Source organism: Streptomyces sp. HUAS TT11, assembly GCF_051553595.1.
Taxonomy (GTDB): domain Bacteria; phylum Actinomycetota; class Actinomycetes; order Streptomycetales; family Streptomycetaceae; genus Streptomyces.
The window spans coordinates 91,803-115,113 of the sequence record NZ_CP196187.1 but is presented as its reverse complement, the minus strand read 5'-3'; the positions used below and the strand labels follow the sequence as shown (position 1 = coordinate 115,113).

The 23,311-nt window shown below is 67.7% G+C and carries 25 protein-coding genes and 4 pseudogenes; 22 read left to right on the top strand and 7 right to left on the bottom strand.

The features are described from left to right. The first annotated feature begins 3 nt into the window (after window positions 1-3). The 10 genes from ACSHXN_RS47305 to ACSHXN_RS47260 all read left to right on the top strand — a co-directional run bounded on the left by ACSHXN_RS47305 (window position 4) and on the right by ACSHXN_RS47260 (window position 7,688). A complete protein-coding gene (locus ACSHXN_RS47305; RefSeq protein ID WP_438307068.1) occupies window positions 4-387 on the top strand; it encodes a hypothetical protein in 384 nt (127 codons plus the stop codon). 188 nt (window positions 388-575) lie between these two features. Continuing rightward, window positions 576-1,058: a hypothetical protein gene (locus ACSHXN_RS47300; RefSeq protein WP_438307067.1), complete on the top strand. Its 483-nt coding sequence runs from the start codon at window positions 576-578 to the stop codon at window positions 1,056-1,058. After that, window positions 1,051-1,599, top strand: coding sequence for a DUF6415 family natural product biosynthesis protein (locus tag ACSHXN_RS47295; protein ID WP_438307066.1), 549 nt, complete (start codon window positions 1,051-1,053; stop codon window positions 1,597-1,599). Before ACSHXN_RS47300 ends, ACSHXN_RS47295 begins: the two co-directional genes overlap by 8 nt. A 109-nt stretch (window positions 1,600-1,708) precedes the next feature. Continuing rightward, complete coding sequence (locus ACSHXN_RS47290) at window positions 1,709-3,187, top strand: ATP-binding protein (protein ID WP_438307065.1); 1,479 nt, start codon at window positions 1,709-1,711, stop codon at window positions 3,185-3,187. Window positions 3,188-3,259: 72 nt separating this feature from the next. Continuing rightward, entirely contained in the window at window positions 3,260-3,778 is a 519-nt protein-coding gene (locus ACSHXN_RS47285; protein ID WP_438307064.1) for a roadblock/LC7 domain-containing protein, read from the top strand. Between the two features lie 38 nt (window positions 3,779-3,816). Beyond that, window positions 3,817-4,194, top strand: a complete 378-nt coding sequence (locus ACSHXN_RS47280) for a DUF742 domain-containing protein (RefSeq protein WP_438307063.1) — start codon at window positions 3,817-3,819, stop codon at window positions 4,192-4,194. Continuing rightward, complete coding sequence (locus tag ACSHXN_RS47275) at window positions 4,166-4,834, top strand: GTP-binding protein (protein WP_438307062.1); 669 nt, start codon at window positions 4,166-4,168, stop codon at window positions 4,832-4,834. The genes ACSHXN_RS47280 and ACSHXN_RS47275 overlap by 29 nt, the downstream gene beginning before the upstream one ends. Further along, the gene (locus ACSHXN_RS47270; RefSeq protein ID WP_438307061.1) at window positions 4,831-5,481 is read left to right on the top strand and encodes a GAF domain-containing protein; all 651 of its coding nucleotides are present in this window, start codon (window positions 4,831-4,833) and stop codon (window positions 5,479-5,481) included. Before ACSHXN_RS47275 ends, ACSHXN_RS47270 begins: the two co-directional genes overlap by 4 nt. Window positions 5,482-5,554: 73 nt before the next feature. After that, the gene (locus tag ACSHXN_RS47265) at window positions 5,555-6,796 is read left to right on the top strand and encodes an acyl-CoA dehydrogenase family protein (protein WP_438307060.1); all 1,242 of its coding nucleotides are present in this window, start codon (window positions 5,555-5,557) and stop codon (window positions 6,794-6,796) included. Between the two features lie 262 nt (window positions 6,797-7,058). Then, window positions 7,059-7,688, top strand: a complete 630-nt coding sequence (locus ACSHXN_RS47260) for a hypothetical protein (protein ID WP_438307059.1) — start codon at window positions 7,059-7,061, stop codon at window positions 7,686-7,688. Between the two features lie 117 nt (window positions 7,689-7,805). Here ACSHXN_RS47260 and ACSHXN_RS47255 read toward each other — a convergent pair whose 3' ends face one another. Both ACSHXN_RS47255 and ACSHXN_RS47250 read right to left on the bottom strand, forming a co-directional pair. Then, window positions 7,806-8,318 carry a DUF5994 family protein gene (locus ACSHXN_RS47255; RefSeq protein ID WP_438307058.1) on the bottom strand — a complete coding sequence of 171 codons (513 nt, stop codon included), beginning with the start codon at window positions 8,316-8,318 and terminating at the stop codon, window positions 7,806-7,808. A gap of 231 nt (window positions 8,319-8,549) precedes the next feature. Next, complete coding sequence (locus tag ACSHXN_RS47250; RefSeq protein ID WP_438307057.1) at window positions 8,550-9,524, bottom strand: STAS domain-containing protein; 975 nt, start codon at window positions 9,522-9,524, stop codon at window positions 8,550-8,552. Window positions 9,525-9,904: 380 nt separating this feature from the next. On the opposite strand from ACSHXN_RS47250, the gene ACSHXN_RS47245 reads away from it, so the two are divergent. Further along, window positions 9,905-10,210, top strand: coding sequence for a hypothetical protein (locus tag ACSHXN_RS47245; protein WP_438307056.1), 306 nt, complete (start codon window positions 9,905-9,907; stop codon window positions 10,208-10,210). A gap of 604 nt (window positions 10,211-10,814) precedes the next feature. Here ACSHXN_RS47245 and ACSHXN_RS47240 read toward each other — a convergent pair. The 3 genes and pseudogenes from ACSHXN_RS47240 to ACSHXN_RS47230 form a co-directional block, all read right to left on the bottom strand. Beyond that, window positions 10,815-11,906 (bottom strand): C45 family autoproteolytic acyltransferase/hydolase, encoded by a 1,092-nt coding sequence (locus tag ACSHXN_RS47240; RefSeq protein WP_438307055.1) that lies wholly within the window; start codon window positions 11,904-11,906, stop codon window positions 10,815-10,817. Window positions 11,907-12,145: 239 nt separating this feature from the next. After that, a pseudogene (locus tag ACSHXN_RS47235) lies at window positions 12,146-12,493 on the bottom strand (isocitrate lyase/phosphoenolpyruvate mutase family protein); the annotation flags it as partial. A gap of 114 nt (window positions 12,494-12,607) precedes the next feature. After that, complete coding sequence (locus ACSHXN_RS47230; RefSeq protein ID WP_438307054.1) at window positions 12,608-13,156, bottom strand: carboxymuconolactone decarboxylase family protein; 549 nt, start codon at window positions 13,154-13,156, stop codon at window positions 12,608-12,610. Between the two features lie 135 nt (window positions 13,157-13,291). Between ACSHXN_RS47230 and ACSHXN_RS47225 the strand changes: the two are divergent. Then, window positions 13,292-13,450: pseudogene (locus ACSHXN_RS47225) on the top strand (TetR/AcrR family transcriptional regulator); the annotation flags it as partial. Between the two features lie 85 nt (window positions 13,451-13,535). Here ACSHXN_RS47225 and ACSHXN_RS47220 read toward each other — a convergent pair. Together ACSHXN_RS47220 and ACSHXN_RS47215 are read right to left on the bottom strand one after the other, a co-directional pair. Then, window positions 13,536-13,928 (bottom strand): hypothetical protein, encoded by a 393-nt coding sequence (locus ACSHXN_RS47220; protein WP_438307053.1) that lies wholly within the window; start codon window positions 13,926-13,928, stop codon window positions 13,536-13,538. Between the two features lie 196 nt (window positions 13,929-14,124). Continuing rightward, window positions 14,125-15,381: an MFS transporter gene (locus ACSHXN_RS47215; RefSeq protein ID WP_438307052.1), complete on the bottom strand. Its 1,257-nt coding sequence runs from the start codon at window positions 15,379-15,381 to the stop codon at window positions 14,125-14,127. A 626-nt stretch (window positions 15,382-16,007) separates the two neighbouring features. Here ACSHXN_RS47215 and ACSHXN_RS47210 point away from each other — a divergent pair. From ACSHXN_RS47210 to ACSHXN_RS47165, 10 genes and pseudogenes are all read left to right on the top strand, one after another. Further along, window positions 16,008-16,574 (top strand): hypothetical protein, encoded by a 567-nt coding sequence (locus tag ACSHXN_RS47210; RefSeq protein ID WP_438307051.1) that lies wholly within the window; start codon window positions 16,008-16,010, stop codon window positions 16,572-16,574. Window positions 16,575-16,679: 105 nt separating this feature from the next. Then, a complete protein-coding gene (locus ACSHXN_RS47205) occupies window positions 16,680-16,919 on the top strand; it encodes a hypothetical protein (RefSeq protein WP_438307050.1) in 240 nt (79 codons plus the stop codon). A gap of 288 nt (window positions 16,920-17,207) precedes the next feature. Next, window positions 17,208-18,095, top strand: coding sequence for an SDR family oxidoreductase (locus tag ACSHXN_RS47200; protein ID WP_438307049.1), 888 nt, complete (start codon window positions 17,208-17,210; stop codon window positions 18,093-18,095). A 128-nt stretch (window positions 18,096-18,223) separates the two neighbouring features. Further along, a pseudogene (locus ACSHXN_RS47195) lies at window positions 18,224-19,082 on the top strand (IS630 family transposase); the annotation flags it as partial. Between the two features lie 46 nt (window positions 19,083-19,128). Further along, the gene (locus ACSHXN_RS47190; protein ID WP_438307048.1) at window positions 19,129-19,608 is read left to right on the top strand and encodes a hypothetical protein; all 480 of its coding nucleotides are present in this window, start codon (window positions 19,129-19,131) and stop codon (window positions 19,606-19,608) included. Between the two features lie 173 nt (window positions 19,609-19,781). After that, on the top strand, window positions 19,782-20,528 hold the full coding sequence (locus tag ACSHXN_RS47185) for a hypothetical protein (protein WP_438307047.1): 747 nt from the start codon (window positions 19,782-19,784) through the stop codon (window positions 20,526-20,528). Then, window positions 20,525-20,863, top strand: coding sequence for a winged helix-turn-helix domain-containing protein (locus tag ACSHXN_RS47180; RefSeq protein WP_438307046.1), 339 nt, complete (start codon window positions 20,525-20,527; stop codon window positions 20,861-20,863). The genes ACSHXN_RS47185 and ACSHXN_RS47180 overlap by 4 nt, the downstream gene beginning before the upstream one ends. Before the next feature lie 186 nt (window positions 20,864-21,049). Further along, a complete protein-coding gene (locus tag ACSHXN_RS47175) occupies window positions 21,050-22,168 on the top strand; it encodes an alpha/beta hydrolase family protein (RefSeq protein WP_438307045.1) in 1,119 nt (372 codons plus the stop codon). Between the two features lie 114 nt (window positions 22,169-22,282). After that, a pseudogene (locus tag ACSHXN_RS47170) lies at window positions 22,283-22,486 on the top strand (RacP protein); the annotation flags it as partial. Between the two features lie 157 nt (window positions 22,487-22,643). Next, entirely contained in the window at window positions 22,644-23,294 is a 651-nt protein-coding gene (locus tag ACSHXN_RS47165; protein WP_438307110.1) for a class I SAM-dependent DNA methyltransferase, read from the top strand. Window positions 23,295-23,311: the final 17 nt, after the last annotated feature.

The following is a 23,311-nucleotide window of genomic DNA, read 5'->3' as shown; positions in this document are numbered from 1 at the left end:
ACCGTGATGGCAAATCTGCCATGTGTCTCTTCCTGCTCCACGCCCACCGAGGCGCGGCAGGACTGGGAGGCGATCAAGGTCGGCCGGTTCTACGGCCTTCAGGCCTTGGGCCGCCTGCGCGCTCATGGCACCGTAGCCATCGACCCAACCTTGCCCGGTGTGTACTTCTTCGTACTGGCAGGAACCACCAGCAGCTGGCCTGTGGCTCCGACTTGCATGGCGCTCACCGTTACGAAGGAATTTGAGGCTCCGGCAGCCGGACGCCGGACCCCGCCCGGCACTTATTGGTTGGTGCCCCCACGGCGAGGAACCATCAGGCTCACCGACGACGCTGCGCTGCTTGCCGCACTTACCGACGTCATTCCTGATTGGGCAGAGGCATCGTGACTAGAACTAGCACACCTGCACTGCCGGTTAAGGGCAACCTCGGCCCGGTAGGCATGGAAAAACCTGCGGGGACGTCCCAATCTCACCGCAGTGAGGTCATCCAGCCCACCGCCAGCGATGTCCTCGGCAGCGCGAGAAGAGAAGACAGCTCCATGATCCAGACGGCTACCAGGCCTGGGGAGACGCGCATGGCCGTCACGAACTGGCTGCTGTCCGCCACACGCGACCCGCGGAGGGCAGTCCAGGAATGGGGCAGGGACGGCATGACAGTCCTCCAATGCGGCGCGCTATTCTGCGCGATCCGCCTGCCCGTCCTGCTTGTGGAAGCCATGACCTCGCCTCGTAGAGCCCCCGTGATGGTCGACGCATTCCTCGCTGAGGTGCTGGAGGGAGGCCCGGTCATTCGCTGCAACACTGGCCGGTTCTTCTATGCCCTCGTCGAGCCGAGCGCAGCTGAGCGATGGCACGTGTGGGATACGGAATGCCTCGGTCGAGGCTACGACCTCGGAGTTCCTAGTCTCGACCTCACCGAACACCCGGGCCATACGGCGTCGTACTGGGCCGTACCCGTAAGAGGGCCGGGTGTCCTGTGTGAGGTGGTGGCGGTGGAGCAACTCCTCGTGCACGGCCGGCGCCTGCTTGCAGTGGGCGAGGAGTGGTCTGATGTTTAGCGGGCGGCCGTTGATTGATGCTGCGGCGATTCGGCAGGCGTACAACGCCGGCTTCCAGGTGTGGGTGGGTGGCGAGGAGGAGCAGGAGAGCGTTCTAGTCCTTCGTGACCGTTTGGAAGGGCACGTCACGCTGCTGCTGCCGGAGGTGGAGGACGTGACGGCGCGTATGCGTGGGGAGTGGCGTCGCATGGGCATCCACGTTCTTATCCGCGCCCACCACGTCATGAACGGCAACGGCGGTACTTCGCCTCAGGAACAGGCCGTTTATGTCCAAGACCTTGCTGTGATGTCCCGTTCCCTCCTGGCCTTGTACGAGCATGCAGGCCCGTTGGGTGTCCCGGTCGGTGTGGACGAGATCGCGGCGGCGGTCCGCCGGCGGGTCTGCGCATCGTGCTGTCAGGAGATCCGCGAAGGCGAGCCGCATACGCAGGGTGTGTTCGCGAGCGATTCCAGTGGTGGCGTCTATGGCTGGCTGCACAGCCAGGGATGCTCTGCGGCGGAGTCGTTGGAGGCGGGTTCGGCGACCACGCTTCATCCGTGATTGATTATTTATGCGAAGGAATCTCATGTCTGGCCGTGTTTCCTCTTCACGTCCCCTCTTACGGCGACGCCGCCGTGGCCGGCGGCGTCGCACCCTGACGGATCGCGTCGTGCTGGAGCAGATTCGCCTGGCGGTGACCCTCCCGCTGGCCATGGTTGCGGTCATGTTGGGTGCGGCGGTCGCCTGGGCATGGGCCGATCCCCTGCTCTCGACGGGACGGCTGTTGGGCGTGCTGGCCTGCGGGACGGTCGGGTTGGTCCTGGTAGGTGCCTGGCGTGCCCAGGTCGCTGCGACAGCGGTTCACCGGGAGCAGGAAGCGGCGTGGGCCGTGGAGTTGCAGAAGATCACGGACGCAGTGACGGCAGTCGACAAGCTGCTGCTGTGGACGGCGGATGAGCTGTGCCGGGGCCAGAAGCCTCCGATTCCTGACTGTCCCGGGCCAGCGCAGGACGCGCATGGGGCCGCCAGGATGGTGGGGTTGCTGGAAGAGCTGCAGGTACAGGCCGCAGCCTCATTGGTGCGGGTACACGAGGAGTCGCAGGCCGCAGTGTTGCTGGGCATGCTGCGGCATTTCTCCCGGCGCGAGCACGCCCTGGTGGACCGGGCGTTGGATGCGCTGACCGAGCTGCAGATGCAGACCGACGACCCCCAGCTGCTGGCCAAGATCTACGAGATCGATCACCTGGTCACACGGATGCGGCGTCTGGTGGAGAGCAAGGCCGTACTGGGCGGGGAGTCGTTGCGCAGTAGCCGCAAGCCTATGACGGTGACGACGATGCTGCGTGGAGCGGTTTCGGAGGTCATGCAGTACGCGCGCGTGGGGGTCTCGGCGAGCACTGCTGGAGCCGAGCTCGGTCTGCCTGGGCACGTGGGCCCCGACCTGTCGCATCTGCTGGCGGAGCTGATCGAGAACGGGATCGAGTTCTCCGGACCGGACACAAGGGTGCAGGTGCGGGCGGAGAAGGTGGCCGCCGGGCTCGCGGTCGAGGTCGAGGACCGTGCCATGCCGATGACGGCCAGACTGCGCGCCGGGCTGAATGCGCTGCTGACCGATCCGGACACGGTCGATGTCAGTACCCAGGTGCGTGAGGGGCATATCGGGCTGCTGACGGCCGCGAAGATCGCCCAGCGTCACGGCATGAGCGTGATGCTCAGGGAAAACCCGATGGGCAGTACAACCGCGCTGGTGGTGGTACCGCAACGCCAACTGGTCGCAATCCGGCCTCCCGCCGCAGTCCGCACCACGGCGTCGACCACCGCAGGGGAGCAGTACACACTCGATCCTTCGCCACCGATGCCGGCACCCGTAAATACGCCCGATGCCCAGGCGCCGCCCGCCGTGGCGAGTGTGCCGGTCTACGGTGCTGGACCGGATGCCGAGCCGCCGCCGTTGCCGCGGCGCACGCCGTCCCAGATCGCTGTCCGCGCTGATCAGGTTCAGAGCCCTGCGACTGCTGCCAGAGCAGGCTTGGCGGCAGCCTTCCTCGGAGGCAGGCAGGCCGCGCGCGCCCAGAACATCGCAACTGCCCAAGCTTTCGGACCGCAGCCAGCCGCTGGTGACGGGCAGCAGCCGTCCACGCAGCCCTGACCCCCCACCCATGTGGCCTGCCCTGCCGCGGGATGCCGGGTTGGCCTTTCATACCCATGGAGCAGATTCACGATGACCACCCCTGACCGGACCGGCCCGGCCGACGGCACCACAAGCGCGCGTGCGCCCCAGGTGAAAGACGCGACGACGGACATGGCCTGGCTGCTACGCGATTTCGCCACCACAGTCCCCGGCGTCACGCACGCCCTCCTGCTTTCACGCGACGGCCTCAAGCTGCTGGACAGCGGCCTGGACCGCAACTGGGCGGACGAACTCGCGGCCGCATTCTGCGGCCTGGCCTCCCTGGCGCACAACATCACCGGCCCCACCCGGAAGAAACGCCCCACACAGCAGATCCTGTTCGAACGGGACGACGCCCTGTTCTTCCTCCAGAGCGCAGGCCGCAGCGCCGCGTTCGAGACCACCCTCGGCAGCAGTCAGAAGGAGGTCGACACCGTTCTGGGGGTGATCTCCCGGGCTGATGCCGAGGCCGGCACGGTCGGCTTCGAGATGGAACGCCTGATCAACCGGTTCGCGCCCTACATGACCATTCCCGTCCGTCATCCCGCTGCCAGCGACGACGCCCGATGAACCCGTATCCTCCCCACGCCTCCTTAGCGGCCGACACCGTGGGCGACGAATCGTTGGTGGTGCGCAACTACACGCTGACCGCCGGCCGTACCCGCCCCCGCTACACGCTGAGTCTGGACAGTGTGCTCGAGACGGGGCCGGGCAGGCCGGGGCCTGCCCTGCCCGAGGAATGCACGCGGATTGTGTCGCTGTGCCAGCAGAGGCGCCGCTCGGTCACCGAACTGGCCGGCACCCTCGGCCGCCCGGTGAGCGTGGTGCGCATCCTCATCTCCGATCTGCTGGACGCACGTGCCCTACGGGTGCCCGCCACCATCCCCGCTGCTTCGGCTGACCCGACTCGCCAATTGCTGGAGGCACTCAGTGCCGGTCTCAAGGCCAGGTGGCCCGATGCCGTCTCCTACGCCCAAGCCGGCTGACCCGGCGCCCTCCTCACGCGGCGGGTACGGGCTGACGGACGCCCACGGACCGGCGATCCTCAAGGTCGTGATCGCGGGCGGGTTCGGCGTCGGCAAAACCACCTTGGTGCGCGCCGTCAGCGAGATCGAACCGCTGACCACCGAGGAGTACCTGACCCAGGCCAGTGTCCCCGTCGACAACCTGCACGGGGTGGAAGCGAAGGACACCACAACGGTGGCCTTTGACTTCGGCCGCTTCAGCCTGGACGTACCCCTGCCCCTAGAGCTGTTCCTGTTCGGCACACCAGGCCAGGACCGGTTCGTCGACCTCTGGCACGACCTGTCCCACGGGGCGATCGGCGCGGTCGTCCTGGCCGACACCCGCCGCCTCGAGGCCAGTTTCACCGCCATCTCCTTCTTCGAACGAATCAGCCTGCCGTTCATCGTCGCCGTCAACCAGTTCGACGGCGCCCACCGCTACCCCGAAGCCGACATCCGCGACGCCCTCGAGCTCCCCGCACCCCTGCCCGTAGTGCTCTGTGACGCCCGCGCGGCCACCTCCGTCGCCGGCGTGCTGCTCACCCTCGTCGACCACGCCCTCTCCCAACCCCCGACCCCGACCATCCGCCCGGCCCACCCCACACCCCAGGACGCACGATGACCCACACCCCCCACCCCACCACGCTCCCGCCTCACGCCGACCCGGCCACCCGGCTGTTGCCACCGCGGCCCGACCGCGACGTGATCGTTCCTCCTCCCGGGACCGTCCACCCCAGCCACGACACCGTCACCGGCGAGCAGGCACACGCCTTGGCCGAACAGACCGAACGCATCGAACTGATCCGCCGCCTCGGCATTCCCACCCAGGCCACCCAATACTTCGACCACCTCGCCAACGACATGGCCCAGCGCACCGGCTTCCTCTACGGCATGGTCAACCTGTTCCTGGAAGAACAGACGTTCATCGGCCTGCACAACCCACCGGCCGACAGCGGATACCTCATCGTCGACCGGACCATGAACCGCGACCACGGCTGGTGTCCCGAAGTCGTCGATCGCAAAAAGGCCCTCCCCCTGCACAACGTCCACGCCTACCACCGCTTCAGCAGCAACTACGTCGTCGACGCGGTCGGCATCCAGTCCTACTTCGGCGCACCCTTGATCCACGACGGCATTGCGGTGGGCACCGTATGCGTCATCGACCCCGACCCGCGCCCTCTCAACGACGCCCTCCGACTGCGGGACATCGTCCTCAACACCCGCGACACCGCGATGCAGGCCATCACCACCCATGCCACACGCCTGTAAGTAGCCCCGGCTCCGTCAGCCCCAGCCGCGGATCCGGCCGCACCCGCCGTGCCACCCCATCAGGGAGTCGACCATGCCCACCCCACCCACCGCACTCCACCCCCACCTCAACGCTCTCAACGAGCGGCTGTGGCAGCAGGCCGACACATTCGCCGCCGAACACGTCGCACCACGCGTGCCACGCATGGAAGCCTCACCCCGCAAGGTCGAGCGGAAGATCGCACAACTCATGGCCGCCCGCGGCTGGTTCGCGATCACCGCCCCTGCAACCTATGGAGGGTTAGAGATCGATCACGTCGCCAAAACGATCCTCATCCACCGCATCGCCACCGTGTCCGGGGCAGCCGCGGCGATTCTCCAGGCCAGTCAGATACCGGTGGGCGCCCTGGTGCACTGGGGCAGCCACGAGCAGAAAAGTCTCTGGTTGCCCCAAGTCGCCGACGGCACCGTTCTACCGTCCATCGCCGTCACCGAACCGGACACGGGCGGGCACATCGGCGGCATGGAGACCGTCGCCAAGCGGGACGGCGAAACTTGGGTGATCACCGGCAGCAAAACCCACATAGGCAACAGCCACCTCGCCCGGATGCACATCGTCATCGCCCGCACTGCCACCAGCGAGGTACGCACCTCGCGCGCCCTGACCGCCTTCCTCGTCGAGCACGACCGCAAAGGCCTGACCGTCCGACCGCACCGGCCCGGCCTCGGCCTCCACGGCTTCTCCTTTGGCCGCCTCGACTTCGACCGGGTCCGCGTCCCCGCCGGCAACGTGCTCGGAGATGTCGGCCAAGGCCTGGCGGTAGCGCAGTCCAGCAGCATCCTGTACGGCAGACCCAACCTGACCGCCCTAAGCCTCGGCCTCCACGAAGCCACCGTGCACACCACCAGCCAATACCTCAAACACCGTCCCCGCTACACCGGGGCCCTCTCCGACCTGGCCGTCGTCCGGGACCGGATCGGAGACATGGAAGCCCGCCTACGGGCCGCCCGCACCCTCACCTACCAGGCCGTACACCTCCTCGACCAGGGCCTGCCCTGCGACACCGACCTCATCAACGCCAAATACCTCGGCCACCAATGGGCGGTGCGCTCCGGACGCGACGCGATGGAACTGCACGGCGCCCAAGCCCTCGACACCGACTATCCCCTTCAGCGGTTGTGGCGGGATATCCAACACACCTACCCACCCGCCGGAACCGGTGAATTCCAGCGCATCCACCTCGCCAAAGCCGCCCTGCAGGAAGCCCCCATCGACTGGTCCCAGCAACTGGCCATCGGGACGGCCCGGGCACACCAGGACCCGACCGCTGCATAAGCCTTGGCCCGGGTTGGCAAGGAGCGACGCGAGCGTTCCTGATGCCATCACGGGTCCGCCGTGCGTGACGGGTTGACGCCAAGACACAGGTGCCCGGTGCCACACTGGCTACCTGGCTGAAAGTCCCAGTGGCAGCTACCAAGAGCAGAACCTTTGACTGATTCAACTCAGCACCTGTGCAGGGTTGAATAAGTGCCCCCGGGGTGGGGGGTGGGGTGTGGCTCGAAGAAGGTGCCCGCGACTCCCGGACACGATCGTGGACGTGCGCATCCATGACGCCCTGCGCCGAAGTACCACCTTCGAAAACAGACATGGCGATGTGGACGTCGCGGCTGCTCAGCGGCTTATCCCAGTGCTCGGGACTGGCCGCGCGCCCAGCCTCCAGCAGCACTTCCAGCCCGGCGGTGTCGGGGATGGGGTCTGCCGCCAGATCGGGATCCTCGTGGTCGGGGGCGTCCGGCTCTGCGCACTGCGGAGCGAGCAGCATGTGGCGGTCGTGGTCATCGATGCTGTCCAAGGTCACTGCCATGACCCAGGCCTGGGCGCCGCCGTCCTGCAGCGGGAGGTGGACCCGCACGCCGTCGTCTTTGGGCAGCTCGGCGGGGTGAGCGTCGAGGAAGCAGCGGCCCGCCTCGGTGTCGTCGATCACCTGCGCTTCGGCGTCCGTGAGGCCGTCGCATGGCAGAGGTACCAGCAGCAGTTGCCCGTAGTCCTGCAGCAGCACCTGCGGTTGGCGGCTGCCGAGCCGCTCCATTACGTCAGCGGCCAAGGGCCCGATGAGATGGGGCGGCAGTTCATGCGCGCGATCGAGGACCTCGCCCAGCAGAGCTTCCCCGAAGCTCTCGGAGCGATCCGCGCGGCCGTCCGGCCGTCATCCCCTCACCCACCATGATTCGCGCCGATCGGGGCGGCGGGCCGGGACAACGAAGGGGCTGCCAGTGTCATTGCTCCATCAAGGCCTTCGACGCCCGGGCCGGTCGGTCACGAGGGCCCGACAGCATCGGGCCTGTCACCTGAGTCCTGGTCCTCCTTCTGACTCCCATGTGTCTTGTCCGTCGGAGCCGTTCTCGACGAGTGCCAGCAGGCGCGGAGCCGACAGCGGGTTCCCGGGGTCGGCGGCAGCGGTCAGCAGCCGCGCAGCCGCTCCGGCCGGCTCGTCCGGTGGGATCACCAGCAGTTCCCAGCGTCCCACGGTGCCGCAGTCCAAGGTGATGGCATGCGCCCCGGCGGCGAGGTCGGTCAGGACCACCTCGATCACGTGGTCCGGCGCCATCACCTTCTGCGGGGCATCGGGCCAAGCGGCGGTCCCCACGGTGACGCGGGTGACCGTGCCGACGCTCGGATCCAATGAGCCGACCAGCGAGGGCAGCTCCAGTTCCAGTGCGTCGCAGCGCGGCCACCACGCTCCGTCCAGCGGGCCGTGGCTGACGTCCGGCGTGAGGTTCAGCCGGGGCACAGGCATCCGGTAGGTGTGTGCGTCACCTGGGGGCATACCTTCGGCGGGCTCGGTGATGGCGTTCATCGTGCAATCCCGTCCCGGGCGGCTTCCGGCTGCCCGTTTCTGCCACTCGCCGGGAACGGCGCCGGCGTGGTCATGCGCCCGAAAGCTCTCGGTACGCGCCAGGCTACTCCCGGCCGTCGGGGGGACGGCGCGGCGCGCAGCCGTCGCCCGCAGATCTGTCCGTACGGCAGACGACGGGTGGAGTGACCCCACCGGCCGGTGCGGCCGCCGGCCCATCGCCCCTCTGCCTGATCATCGGCCTTCTGGGGACAGCCTTTCCGCAAGCAGGATCAACACGCAGGGGGCGACAGGACCGGGCAGCCCAAGGACCTCTCCCATGTTCTGCCAGCCCCAGTTCGAGAAGGCGGCTTGTCCCGCCTGGTCGGCAGGATGGAGTAGGGCAACTCCAAGGGAGGAGTGCAGGACTGTGAGCAGACGCTGCTGCAGACGACGGGCGATGTCGCGGTGCTGAGCGTGCGGATGGGCCACGACCTGGGTGAGGACCACGAACCGCACGTGGGAAGTGAGCCGTTGGATGCTCTCCTGGAGCGTTCCGTCGAACCCCCGGCGCCCGGAACTGTCGGGGCCCACCGGAAAACCGAAGGCGCAACCGACCAGCACCGTCGTCTCGGCGAGCAGCAGCGTGAAGCCGGGGTGGTGGGCACTGACCGCCAGGCGGCGCAGGACGTCTTCACGGTTGTGGCACGCCTCGCCGGGGGTACTCCCGACAGACTCCGCAGCCAGGTCAGCGATGTCCTCGCGTACACCCTCGGCCTGCCAACGGGTCAGCTGGCGAAGGCGGATCCCGTCCTTGAGAGCAGGCTGATCCGACCGACGAGCGGGGTCCTCGGGCGCCCGCGTCTCGGTGCTCGTGAGGTCGCCGAGCACGGCGGCCGGCGCGGGGCCCCCGGGGGACGCAAGAAGCAGCGAAGCAGATCCGGTAACTGCGAGGAGTTGGGTGATCTGCGCGCACGGGTGGTGCAGTAGCAGGGAGGCGTGTACCCGGCCGGCGCGCCGTGACGCCGACAGGAAGATGTCCAAGCCTCTGGCGTCGCAGGAGCCGACCGTGGCGAGGTCGATGTCGATCGCGGTGACGCCGTCCAGCAGACACTGCTCCAATGCGGCCCGCAGCAGCGGTGTCGTGGCCGGTCCGATGTCACCGGCAAGCGTGACGAGCGTCCGCTCCCCGCGGTTCCGCCGATGGATGTCCAGCCGGGAAAGGACCATCACGCCTCCCCTCGGCAGGGGCCCGGGCCGGTACGGGTAGGTGGTGCTGGCGCAGCGATGCAGAGCTTGCGCGGAGTTGCTTCGACCGCGGCGGACATGATGCCGACCCGTCTCCGCGCCGACCACTGGGGCGGCCCGGATTCGTCTCTCGCTGAGGACGACCCGGCGTGGCGCCCGGTATGCGTGAAATCCTCAGTACTCCAACCGTACGCCGTCCGCAACCGGAAGCGGCAGCGCCGAGGGTGCAAGGAGTACGGTGGGGAGTGTCGAGGGTACCTCGTACACCGGTGACAGGGCTGGTCTCGTCCTCGGCGCGCGGCGCCGCAGAGGCAGCGTGACACTCACGGGACGTTCTCACGGCCCGAGACAGGTTCGGCACGATGACCACCGAATCCCTGCACCCAGCGTACTCATCCCTGACTGTGGAGGCGGATGACCCTCCCGCCGAGGACAGGGTCGAGGTCCGCATCGTCTCCCTGGATGCCGAAGCGGCCCGGCATGTCGCGGACGCTCTCCGGCTACTGTTCGCCGGGGGCGAGCAGCGCAGCTATCCGGCGCTCCCGTCGGGCAGGGGGACGCGTCTGCACCTCACGCTCGACCCCGCGCGGGGCGCCGGGCCGCTCCGCTCCTGGCTGGAGGCCAGCAGGCCGTCGATCGACCGGACGCATCCGGGCGAGACCGCGTGATGCGTGTGGTCGGCGCCCGCCGGCCCCCGACCGTGGCGAGTCTCCCGCCCACACCGGACCAGGAGCCCTCATGACAACCACCCCTCTGCTCGCTTGGTGGAGGTGGTGCAGGAAGTGAGGGCCTGGGCCGCTCGCGGGGCGGGTTCACCAGCAAACTCCACCTGAGTGCCGACGGCCGATGCCGCCCGCTGTCCCTCATCGTCACACCAGGCCAGCGGGCGGACTGCACCCAGTTCACGAAGGTGCTGGACAAGATCCGCATTCCTAAGCTCGGCCCGGGCAGGCCCCGCAAGAAGCCCGATAGCCTCGCCGCGGACAAGGCCTAGAGCAATGGGCCCATCCGCAAGTACCTGCGACGCCGGGGAATCCGGCACACCATCCCGGAGAAACCTGACACCCAGGCCGCCCGCCTGCGCAAAGGCTCGAAGGTCGGCTTCCCCGAGCCGCCATCGTGCGTGCCACTTTGCCCGCCGAGGAGCGCGGCAAGGTCTTCGGACTGTTCGGTGCGGCCGCCGGACGGCGGATGACTGTGCGTTGATGGGCCGGTCCGCGGTCGGCGTCCTGGGCGGGCAGGTGAGCGCCGGAGCGTTGTGCGGGCGATCTGTCAGACCTGCGTCCAGGTGAGGGGCTGGGCGGTGCAGGGGCCGCCAGGGTGGACGGCGAGGTGGCCTGTAGTGACGTCGAGGGAGACGGTGGCCAGGGTTTCCCAGCGGTGGCCGAGTGGCGCGGTCGGGGCCACGTGGCAGCACAGGGCCGCGCCCTCGGCGAGGTGGACGGTGAGGGTCTGCAGCAAGGCGCCGCGGTCCGGGGCATCCAACGGGCGAGTGCGTTTCTGCAGGGCCTCGAAGCGGTGGTAGGTGTCGGGGTCCTGCGTTCCGATGGTCTCTCCGGGGGACAGGTTCGGGGCGAGGAAGTGATTGGTGTGGAGCAGGTAGCCGTCGTTGCCGGGCTGGAGCAGGGCAGGACCGGCCGGGCTGACTTCGACGGTGGCGGCGCGGGCGCGGCCTTCCTCGTAGTCGCACAGGGTGAGCGCGGAAGAGGCCGCGACCGGGGTGCCCATGGCCAGTGCCTTCGCCTCGTCGAGGGTGGCGCAGCGGTCGAGTACCAGGCGGGCCAGGACGTGGACGGGGAGCCATGGGCCGTGGTGTTCGGGGGACTGGTCGGAGCGGTGGCCGAGGATGTTGAAGTGGAGGCCGAGTCCGCGGGAGTTGACTCCGATCTTGCCGACGATGCCGTATTCGGTGAGCGTGCGTACCACCCGGCCGTCCGGGTGCTCGACGGTCCACACGAACCAGTTATCGCGCATGCCGTCGTGCCAGTCCCAGGTCTGGGTGGTGACCGGTGGGCCGCCGTCGGCCGGGGTGTGGACGACGGTCGAGCACTCCGGGTGCTGCTGCCCGAGTCGGCCGAGGATCTCCGTGCGGGCGTTGAGCGCGGCGATCTGATGCGGCGGCAGGCCGGCGCCACGGGCGATGCCGTCGATCTCGGCGGCTAGGTCGGGGGCCAGCGTGCTGATGTGCTCCAAGGCCTCCTCGCCCCACTTGGTGATGTCCTGTGGAGCCGCCCCGGCGGTCGCGAAGAGTTCGTCGTAGAACTCCCGGGTCCGCCGGATCTGGTCCGGGAAGGCGCGGCCGAGGAGCAGTCCTCGATCGCCGGGGACGGCGGAAGCTGATCGGAAGACTGTGGGGCTGGGCATGAAGTGGGTTCTCCTAATCCGAAAGTCGACGCGAAGCACGCGACGATCACCCGTGTTGCGTTTCGAGAGTTGTGGTCTCGGTGGGCGTCAGCAGGTTCAGTAGGCGGCGCTCGTTGTGCGTTTAGTCGGTGAAGGCATGGTCAACGAGTTCACGTCCAGGCCCGATGGCGAGGACCTGAGGCTCTATCAGTGCGGCAGTGGTGTCCTGCAGGATGCGTACGCAGACCAACAGGTCAGTCCCGGATCGGCCGTTCGGGATTGCCCGAGGTGTCCTCGATCCCGATCCCGGCCAGGCCGGATGCCACGGCGGCTTCGACGGTCGCTGCGACGTCTTCGGGCGTGTCGCCGTAGCCGTCCTCGAAGTCTCCGTTGACGGGCAGTGCGGTGAGCCGGCCGAGCAGCCGCGCATGCTCGAGGTGCTCCTCGCGGGTGACCTCGTGGCGCCCGTCGAGGCGGCCGAGCGTGAAGGCGAGTGCCGCCGACGACGTCGCGATCGCCTCGAAACCGGCATCGGCCAGCATCAACGCCGACAGGCCGTCCCAGGCGTTCGGCATGACGAACCCGCCATCGCGGGTGTGCAGCGCCATGAATTTCTCGTAGAGCTCAGAGCCCGGCGCGTGAAGCCCTTCCTTGAAAGATCATCGGATCGGTGAGAGGGGGTGACGGGCCGCGTGCGCGGCCCGTCACGGGGGTTCGCGCGATCAGCCGGACGTAGCGACCGAGCTGGCGGCGGGGATGTCGATGTCGGTCTGGTTGACGTTGTTGATGAAGTTGGTGAGCTGCGCTGCGACCGCGACCGTCACGATCGCCAGGATCTGCGGGTCGGTGTATCCGGCGCCTCGCACAGCCGCCAGGTCGGCGTCGCTCACCTGACCGCGAGTGGCCACCACCTGCTGCGCGAAGCGAGCGACCGCGGCGCGCTTCGGGTCGACCGAACTCCCCGCCCGGCCCAGGTCGATGTCCTCGCTCGACATACCGCCGAACTCCGATGACACGTACGTGTGCACCGCGAGGCAGTAGTCGCAGCCGTTGGCCTGCGACACGGCGAGGGCGATGGTGTGCCGCGTCTTCGCGTCCAGAACCCGACTCAAGCTGCCCTGCAGCTTCATGACCACGTCTAGAACGACCGGGTTCGACGCGAGCGTCATGAACATGTTCGGGACGAAGCCGAACTGTGCGCCGACGTTGTCCAGGACACCCTTCGCACCCGCAGGAACCTCGTCAAGAGAAGGAACATTCAGACGTGACATGGCAAATCAGCCTCTGGTGAGTGGTCGTTGACAACGCGGGTGACACCCGAGCTGTTTTGGGCTTGTCAGCCCACTCGTGGAGTTAACGCTGCTCGTGACTGGGCTGTCAAGCCCAATCCGGGTATCGTCCGAAGCATGAAACCCACTGCAGGGGCTCGGGACCCCCACAAGCTCACCGGCAAGGGGCAGGCGGCGCGGGCCCGCATCCTGGAGCACGCCGCGCAGCTCATCTACGCCAAGGGCGTCCACGCGACGAACAACGAGCAGCTCCGCCGCGCCGCCGGCGTCAGCGGGCTTTGGCTTTGGCGAGAGCGAGCAGCCCATCGTCGCGCTGGCGCCCCGCCAACGCGGAGCGGAAGCTGGACATCCCTCCCGTGAGTTAAGTCGCCCCCACCGAGCCTCTGCAGCGCGCGGTGGAAGCGCGATGTGTTGCAGTGCTCGGCGTACTGGATGAGGACGCGTTGCGGGTGCCGCTCGTTATAGAGAGCAGCCAGTTGGTGCACTCGGCCCTGCTGGTGCGTATGAGCGTCTCTACGTGGGCGTTCATCCGTGGTGTCTGTGGCGGGTACTTGAGGATTCTGATGCCGTGGGTGGTGAAGACGGCGTCGAACGCCTGGGTGTAGCGGTTGTCGGGGTCGCGTAGCAGGTTGCGGAAGCCGGTGATGCCGTCTTCGAGATCGGTGAGGAGGTTGCGGGCGGGTTGGGTGGTCCAGCCTGCGGTGCAATGGGTGGTGACGCCCGAGGATGTGGACGGTGCGTGTGCTATCTCCATGACCACGAAGGTGTACGGCCTGGTCAACGCTACGGTGTCCACGTGAAAGAGTCGGCGGCGAGCAGTCCGGAAGCCTGGGCGCGTACGAGCTCACGCCGCGTCGGGACGCTGTGGTTTCGGAAGGACGGTGGAGGCCCGGACGCGGTGGCACGGCACGTCGGCATTGCTTTGACGGTGAGGTTCGTCATGTGATTACTCACTGTTGGCTGTTCGGGTCCGTATGCGGGTTGCGTGCAGCGAGGACAGTGAACAGGGTGGCGATAACGGCGAGGGTGCCGTATCCGAGTGCGATCTGTGGTAGCGAGAAGGCGTTCGAGAGCTGGCCGAAGATGAGGCTGATGAAGGCGGCGCCGCTGTAGCAGAGAAGATAGATCGCGCTGAAGATCGGCGCCCGGTCGGTCAGGGTGCTGCCGTGCAGCAGGCCCCGAGTGGCGGCGCTGACGGCGATGCCTTGACCGACGCCGGTGACGATGGTTGCAGCGATGAACAACGGCAGTGCGCCGATGACCATGGCTGTAATGATGCCGATCCATCCGATCAGGACGATGACCATGCCGATGCGTTGGGCTGCCGCCGGTGTGAACCGGCCGCCGATGGGAGCGCCGAGAACGCTGGGGGCCATGTAGGCGGCGAATACCAGTCCGAGGATGAGCGGGCTGTGGGTGTGGAGTTGATCTTCGACCAACGCGGGCATGAAGGACTGGTAGAAAGCCCCGGTCGCATAGGTGGTCACGAACACCGTGGCCGCGACAGGGAGCAGACGCCTGACCCGAGCCGGTACGCGGACGCGGGGCAGCAGCGATCGCCAAACGCCCGGCGTCGGCTTCGCGGTTTCCGGGCTGATGACGATGAGTGCGGCAGACAGTACGAGGAGAGCGGAGCAAACCAGGTAGATGAGCTCGCGTGGCCAGGGGGCGAACTGCACGAGGGCACCGGCGGTGATGGCGCCGAGGGTGAGGCCGAGCATGGGTCCCTGGCTGGAAGCGACGGAGGCCAACCATGCCGGCCTGGTGGGCGCAGCGTCGACGATGTAGGAGGTGAGGCTGCTGCTGGCCAACCCCGTACCGACGCCCATGAGGAGCCGACCGGCCAGCAGAGTGCCGATGTCGTGCACGTTCAGCAGCATCAGACAGCCCAGCAGGAGCAGGCCGAGGCTGGCGATCGCGGTGCGCCGTCGGCCCAGATGACTGGACAGCCGTCCCAGCACCAGCAGCGCGGCGATAATGCCGACGGAGTAGGTGACGAAGGCCAGCGAGATGCCCGCGTTGGTGAGCCCGTCCTCAGCGCGGTAGGTGTTGAACAGGGGGATAGGTGCGGCCGACGCGGCAAACGAGGCCACCAGGGAGACGATCGCAGCTGAGAATGCCAGCCGGAGCGTTCTGCCCTGGCGAGGCCGGTTGATCACTGGTGATATGTCTGCGTCGTCGAGAGGGGGCACGTTCAGTCGCGACATAACGGATCATCCTCCGGTAGCTGTGTGAGTAGTCGCCGAGCCCGGGTCGGGCCGAGTATTCTTGTGGGCTTGGCAGCCCACTCCGCGGAGTTAACAGCACCCGCGATTGGGCTGTCAAGCCCACTCGGCGTGGTGTACGGAGGCTACGGCACGAGCTCGGGTGCCTCACAAGCTCACGGACAAGGGGCAGGCACCGTGTACCTGGATCCTGGAGCATTGCGGGGTGCCGATAAATCATCCGCCCAGGTGGCGGCCCTGATCGCTGCTCTTGAGTCCGGGCTACGTCGTCGTGCAGGTGGTACCAACCCCGTGGTGCCTGGAGTGCGGGGCCAGCGCGGTGCGGATCAAGTCCTGGCAGGTGGCATTCAGGTCGTGCAGGAGGCCGCGTCGCTGACTCAGTCGAACGCGGCATCCACCGAATCTGCTCCAGCGAGCAACGCTCGTGATCCTTCCTCACACACCGGCGTGACCATCCATCCCCAACCTCCCCAGAGCCAACGAAAAAACTCAGTGGTAGGGCTGGGAAACGAAGGTGAGCCGGCCTGGGAGGCCCCTGAGCACCAGTGGGGTGGCCCGGGTGTGTCACCGCGGCGGCCGGCTGGGCTGTGGCTGTCGGCGGTGCCGTCGTGCGCCTCTACCCCGAGGCGGGGCAGCGTTCGGCTCGCGCCGTGCGGGCCGCGCGCCAGCGGGGCGTGCAGGGTGCGGCGGTCACGGCCGCGGTGGCGGTGGTCGCCTCGGTGCTGTCCGTGAGTACGGCAGAAGTGGCGCCCGCACGCGCGCAGCCGCTGCAGAAGTGGCGTCCTTCAGGCGTCAGTGACGCCCTGAAGGATCTCCAGACCGAGACCGGCCACAAGCTCCACGTGGCCGACTATCCGCAGACGGGTACTGCCTTGACGCTGGGTGGTCTGCGCAGCCGGCTGGCAGGCAAGGACGCTCAGGCGTGGCTCCATGCGCACGCGAAGCTTTTCGGTGTCGCGGATACCGACGGCATGCTGGCGAAGGTCACCGACCGCGTCCAACTGCCCGACTCGAGCGGAGGCAAGCATGTCTGGTACGACCAGTCGCTCCACGGCATGCCGGTGTACAACGCCCGGCTGGGAGTGCACCTGAACGCCGGCAGCCCATTGGTGACGGCCGTCACCAATGGGCTGCGCCCTGATCTGATCCCCCGGCCTCGACGGATCCGACGGTGAGCCAGAAGGACGCGGTCCGGCAAGACGATGCGGCATGCCAAGACAACCGCGTCACCCTCGCTGCTGGTCTACCCTGCCTCTCCGAGGAAGGGATTCAAGAGTCCCTTGGCGCTGGCCTGGCAGATCGATGAGACGGACAAGGACAGGTTCAGCGAACGGATCTTCGTCGGTGCTCCTCACAAGGGAGTCATGGCCGGTGTCAAGCCGCTGACCGAGACGGCCGCGGCCGCGGTTCCCGACCCCCCGAGGGCGCTACCGCAGAACGCCACCGACAATGACCTCAAGTGGCAACCGGTGGCCGCAGCCTCAGCGCGCGGTACCCCGGCGTCTCCTGACCTGCGGTGAGTATTTCCGGCGGCCGGTGGAAGGTGCTCTTGGTCTGGCTGGCCCAGTCGGCGATCACCGCGACGGTCGTCTCGCGCCACCTCTGTTCAGAGAACGTCTGAAGCGCAGCCACGAGGAGTCGCTTCGGGTTCCCCGTGTGACACGTATGCACTGATGAATTGGCAGTTGGGGCTGAGGAGATACGCTCGCCTTATCGGGGATGTTCCAGTGGCGCGTGTTACTCGAGCGGCCCGGATCGTCAGTTCTTATTCTGCGACGTAGTGTCGCAGGAGTCATTTGGAGCCTTCCATGCGCGTGTTCGTCACTGGAGCCAGCGGCAGCATTGGCTCGGTTGTAGTTCCTGAACTCATTGCCGCTGGTCACGAGGTCCTCGGTCTCGTGCGTTCCGACGCGTCGGCTGAGGCCGTTGCTGCCGCTGGCGGGACACCGCTCCGCGGCGACCTCACCGACCTGGACAGCCTCCGCTCCGGCGCCACGCAGGCTGATGGTGTCATCAACCTGGCCTTCAGCAACGACTGGAGCAACTTGGAGCAGGGCATCGACGAGGAGGGGCGCGCCGTGCAGACTCTCGCGGCCGCACTCGCAGGCAGTGGCAAGCCGTTCGTACATGCCGGCCTCACGCCGATGATGCCAGGCCACACCTCCACCGAGGAGGACTCCAACACCACTGACGGTCTGGTCGGTGGCCGCGGCCGCACCTCCGATGTGGTGCTGACCCTGGCCGCCCAAGGCATCCGGTCCTCTGTCGTGCGGCTGCCACGGTCCGTGCACCAGCGCGGGTCGCAATACGGCTTCTGCTCGGTACTCATTGCCGCTGCGCAGAAAACGGGCGTGTCAGCGTACATCGGCGACGGCACACAGCGATGGCCGGCGGTCAACCGGCTTGACGCCGCTCGTCTGTTCCGCATCGCACTCGAGGATGCTGCGCCGGGCACAGTCCTGCACGCGGTAGCCGACGAAGGCGACGCCATGAGGTCGCTGGCCGAGGCTATCGGCGGCGTTCTCGCGGTGCCGGTCGAGTCGGTGCGGCCTGAGCGCTTCGGCGTAGTCGGTCGGGTGTTCGCCCTTGACATGCCGTCGTCGAGTGCACTGACCCGGGAACGGTTCGGCTGGCAGCCCACCCACCCGAGCCTGATCGACGACCTTGTTGCCGGCGACTATCCCGCCCTGGGCTGAAATTCACGGGATGTGGCCGGGACCGGACAGCGGCCTGTTGGAGTGCCTCGATGGTGTGGGTGTAGAGCGCTACCGAGGTTTTCGGCCTAGGGTGACGGTGATCTCGCTGGTGGGTGTATCCCGGTGTCATGCGGTATCCCGATGGGGCGGTCCGACCGCGAAGCAGCGGGCTCAGTGGGAGCAAGTGCGGATCGAGGCCGCCGAGTTATTCGCGCAAGGGGTTACGCCGCCGCAGGTCGCGCGGCGATTACGGGTCTCCCGGAAGTCCGCTTATGCCTGGCATGCTTGCTGGCGGGAGGGCGGCGTGCAGGCACTGCGGTCCAAGGGGCCGTCCGGGTGGCCGTCGCGGATGACGGCGGACTGGCGGGAGTGGCTGGCCAGGGAACTGGAGAAGGGGCCTGCCGCACACGGCTGGGTAGAGGATCAACGCTGGACCCTGGCTCGGGTGACCACGGTGATCGCACGGTGCTTCCATGTCCGGTTCAGTCCGGCGCAGACCTGGCGCATTCTGCATCAGATGAGATTCACGGTGCAGGTCCCCATGCGCTGTGCCGCCGAGCGTGACCAGGACGCGGTGGCCACCTGGATCAGGCAGACCTGGCCCTGCGTGGAAAGACGGTGAGGGACCAGGACGCGTGGCTGTGCTTCGCGGATGAGTCGGGCCAGGTGCTGCGGCCGCCGAAAGCACAGACCTGGTCCCGGCGCGGCCACACGCCCCGCGTCACCGTCCGGGGCGAGGGCTCGGGAAGTATCTCGCTCGCCGGCCTGGTGTGCCGCCGGTCGGGCCGGCGCACCCGGCTCATCTTCCGGATGTTGGTGCATGACGGCCGCAAGGGCGAGCGGAAGGGGTCTCGGGAGACGGATTTCGCCGCGTTGCTGGATGCAATGCAGCTCACCAACAGTTTGGCGGCCCCGTCGTGCTGGTGTGGGACAACTACACCCACCCATCACGTCGACGCCGCGATGCGCGAGCTGGTAGAGGCCCGGCAGCCGCTTCGACCTCGTCGGCGCACTTAGCGCCACCGGCGCGGCCGTGGCAATCGTCTGGGCACTGATCGGCGCACCCGAGCACGGCTGGGCCTCCGCTCAGACCATCGGCTCTCTCACAGTCGGCGTCGTGCTCCTGGCCGCCCTGGCCATGACCGAACGCCGGGTCGCCCACCCGATGCTGGTGCCCGCCCTGCTGCGCGACCGACGCCGCCTGGGCGCTCTCGCCGTGACGACCCTGGTCTTCGGCTCCCAGATCGCCACGTCCTTCCTGGTCGTGCAGTACGTCCAGCGGGTGCTGCACTTCGGCCCCATCGCTGCCGGGGCCGCGTTCTTGCCGATGACGCTGGGCATCTTCGCCATGGCACGCATCGCCCCCAAGCTGGTGGCCCGCTTCGGACAGAAGCCGCTACTGATCACTGGCAACTCTAGACAACAAAGGGTTCTTCGCAAAGGATTCTTCGCGAAGAACCCTTTGCGTTTCGGCCACTCGTGGGCCCCTGCTCATCTATCGACGGTTTGTTGAAGCCGGTGTTTCTGTCGGCACGCGCGTGCAGGTGTCGGAACGAGGGCTTGGTAGCCCACGGGTATCACCGCAAGCCGGCGGGGCCGACCTCGGACCGCCGGCTTCCCCGGGCCTGAGCTTGCGACACACGCAGATTTCTTGCCATAACTAGTTTGTAATGCAAAGCTGATGCCATGGCAGACGCATCTGTGCCCTCGCCGGGCACTCCCCACGAAGTCCTCGCCGGCCTCGGTGACCTGACCCGCCGGGTCCGGGCCGCCCAGCGCGGCGCCTGGTTCCCCCTCCTGCTGCTCGGCGTGCTCACGCTGGGCGGAATCCTGGTCAGCCACTTCACCTTCAAGGTCGAGACCGTGCCCTGCCCGGCGACCAACCCTGCGCCAGGCGCCGGCTGCACCCAGGTCGCGCAGGGCTCGCCGGTCTACTGGCTCATCGGGCTCTCCCTCGCCTACGCCGCCACGGCGACCTTCTACATCCGCCGCTCCCGCAACCGCGGAGTCGGCACCCCGGTCCGGCCGTACATCCTCACCGGGATCGCTCTGCTCGGCGTGGTGATCGCCACCCAGATGTGGGCCACCCGCCACGGGATCCCGCAGGCCGGCGAACACATCGATTTCTGGGGCCTGCACCTCGACCCCCGCTCCGGGGAGACGGGGTTCCTCCTGCGACTCACCGGGAACGCCACGGCCGTTGGGCTGCCGCTGCTGGTGCTGTCCTGGGTGGAACGCAGCCGCACCCTGCTGCTGCTCGCCGCGTTGTACCTGGCCATCGAGCTGGTGCCGCTCACCAGCGGCTGGTCGGGGATCCCGCTCACCTCGTCCTGGTCCGGCGTGCCCCGCTATGGCGTACCCGGTGTGCTGCTCCTGCTCGGCGCGCTCGGGTTCGGCCTGGTCGAGCTGTCCCGTCAGCGCGACGTCTCATGACCGCTCAGCGCGACCCGCACCCCGTCACCGGCCTGGACGACGTCGTCCACCAGCGTGTCCGCCTCGGCATCCTCACCGTCGCCCACCAGGCGCGCCGGGTCGAGTTCGGCTTTCTGCGCACGGCGCTTGGCCTCACCGCCGGAAATCTCAGCCAGCACCTGGCCGTCCTGGAGAAGGCCGGACTGGTCGAGATCGAGAAGGGCTACGAGGGCAAGCGCGCCCGCACCTGGCTCTGCCTCACCCCGGCTGGCGACCGCGCTCTGCAGGACGAGGTCACCCAGCTCAAGCGGCTCATCCACCAGATCGAGCAAGGCGGCTCAGTCCAGGAGTCCTGATCTGGACTCCTGAAAACCGTGGTGAGCCGTGAGCGGCTCGTGCTGGCGTCCGGACGACCCGGACAGCACCTCGGACGCCGGCCATGAAACCTGAGGAGGACACGTGACCATCACATCGGCTACCAAGACGGACTTGACGCGCCGCCGCATGCTCGCAGCCGGGCTGGCGGCGGGGTCGGGGCCGCCGTGCCCATCAGCGCAGCGCGCCAGGCGTGGGCGGCTCCGGCCGCCCCCGGCTCGTCCCAACTCACGCTGCCCAGGCCTACCGGGCCGTACCCCGTGGGCACGGTGGCGCTTCACCTCGTCGACACCTCACGTCCGGATCCCGTGGCCGGCCCCGGGCACCATCGCGAGTTGATGGCCAGCGTCTGGTACCCCGCGTGCAAGGCCGAGGACCTGCCGCGCGCTCCCTGGATGGCCGAGGGCGCGTTGCGGGCGTTCCTGGCGGACGCCGGCTTCCCCCTCGACCCCGCCCTCGGCCCGCTCACCGCCGGGCACGTGAGCGCGCCCGTGCACCATGCGGTCCAGCGCCTCCCCGTCGTCGTGTACTCGCACGGCTCGGGCAGCCACCGCGGCGACCACACCATCATGGTCCAGGAACTCGCCAGCCACGGCTACGCCGTGGTCACCGTCGACCACACCTACGACACGTTTACCGAGTTCCCCGACGGCCGGGTGGTGACCCCGGCCGACTTCCCCCCGATGTACCCGAGGGACTTCGCCGCGGACCTCCGCTTCCTGCTCGACTGCGTGGAGGGGCTCGCCGCTGGGCGCAACCCCGACGTCGACGGCAAGCCACTGCCTCAGGGCCTGCTCGGCGCCCTCAACCCGCAATGCATCGGCGCGTTCGGCTGGTCGAAGGGCGGCACCGCCACCGCGCTCACCATGCTCGCCGACCAGCGCGTCCGCGCCGGGCTCAGCATCGACGGCCCGATGCAGCCGACCATCACCGCCGACCTAGACCGGCCGTTCATGATGATGACCGCCGAGTTCACCCGGGCCGCCATGCCGGACGTCGCCGAGTTCTGGACGCACCTTCGCGGCTGGCGGCTCGACATCCAGGCCGACGGAGCCATCCACAACTCCTACGGCGACAACGCGACGCTGATCCCGCAAGCGGGCAAGATCCTCGGCATGACCGACCAGCAGATCCAGGACTGGGTCGGCACCCTCGATCCGGCCCGGACGGTACGGGTCCAGCAGGCGTACCCGCTCGCCTTCTTCGACCCGCACCTACGGCACCGCCGGAGACACTTGCTCGACGGCCCGAGCGCGGCCTTCCCAGAGGTGAAGTTCCTTCCGTGAAGCGGAGCCACTGCGGTCTCCAACAGCCTCGCGCAGGCCAGGCGATGGCGGGACTCCTGGACGGCGAGCTGCCGGTTCATCAGGCGGCATAGGTGCGCTCAGCACTGCAGAGGCGCCGACCCCGCCGAACTCCGGGCATACGAGATCGCGATCACCCGGGGCAAGCTCACCGAGATCCGTCGGTTCATCACCGGAACCGTCGCCCCGCACGCGGCCCTCCAGCCCAAAGGCCGGTGGATCAAACACCTCAACACCCAGCTCAACTCGGTCGAGTCGACACTCGACGTCATCGCCGACTACACCGACGCCGACGCCTGATCGCCGGGCCCGCCCCCCGTCTTTGAGGGAGGCAAGGATGCCGCGCAGGCGCTGCTACCCCTCTGACACCTGGGACGACGAATGGGCGCTGATCGAACCTTCTCTGAACTAAGCCGTCACGCCGCTTGATGACTTGGGTATCCTGCGGTCGGTGGAAATGGGACTCAACGCAGATGACTGGCTGGCAGATACGCGGACGTCTTATGACACCGTCGCTGCAAGTTACGCAGAGCTGACACGTCACATCTTGGACGAAACACCCGAAGAGTGCGCGATCTTGGCTCTGTTTGCCGACCTGGTGCATGCCCAAGGCGGCGGGCTGGTCGCGGACGTGGGATGTGGAACGGGCAGGATCACAGGCCACCTGCGGAAGCTGGACCTGGATGCGTTCGGCATCGATCTGTCACCTGGAATGATCGATGTGGCCCGTCGTGATCACCCGGGTGTGCGGTTCGATCTCGGTTCCATGACGGACCTCAGCTTGGCTGACGCCTCGGTGACTGGGCTGGTCGCCTGGTACTCACTGATCCACATTCCTGACGACGAGATCAGCTCGGTTCTTGCACATTTCCATCGAGTGCTTCGGCCCGGTGGGCCGTTGCTGCTCAGCTTCCATGTCGGCGATGAGTCGCGGTTGAAGACTGAGGGCTATGGCGGGCACCCGATGAAGGTCTATGTCCATCGCCGGCAGCATGACCAGACGATTGAGTGGCTTAACGAAGCTGGCTTCGCCGTCGAGACGCACAAGACTCTCACCTCCGCCGAGAGCAAGCTGGGAGGGATCATCCTCGCACGTCGTCAACCTTGAGCAGCTCCGCCAGTCGC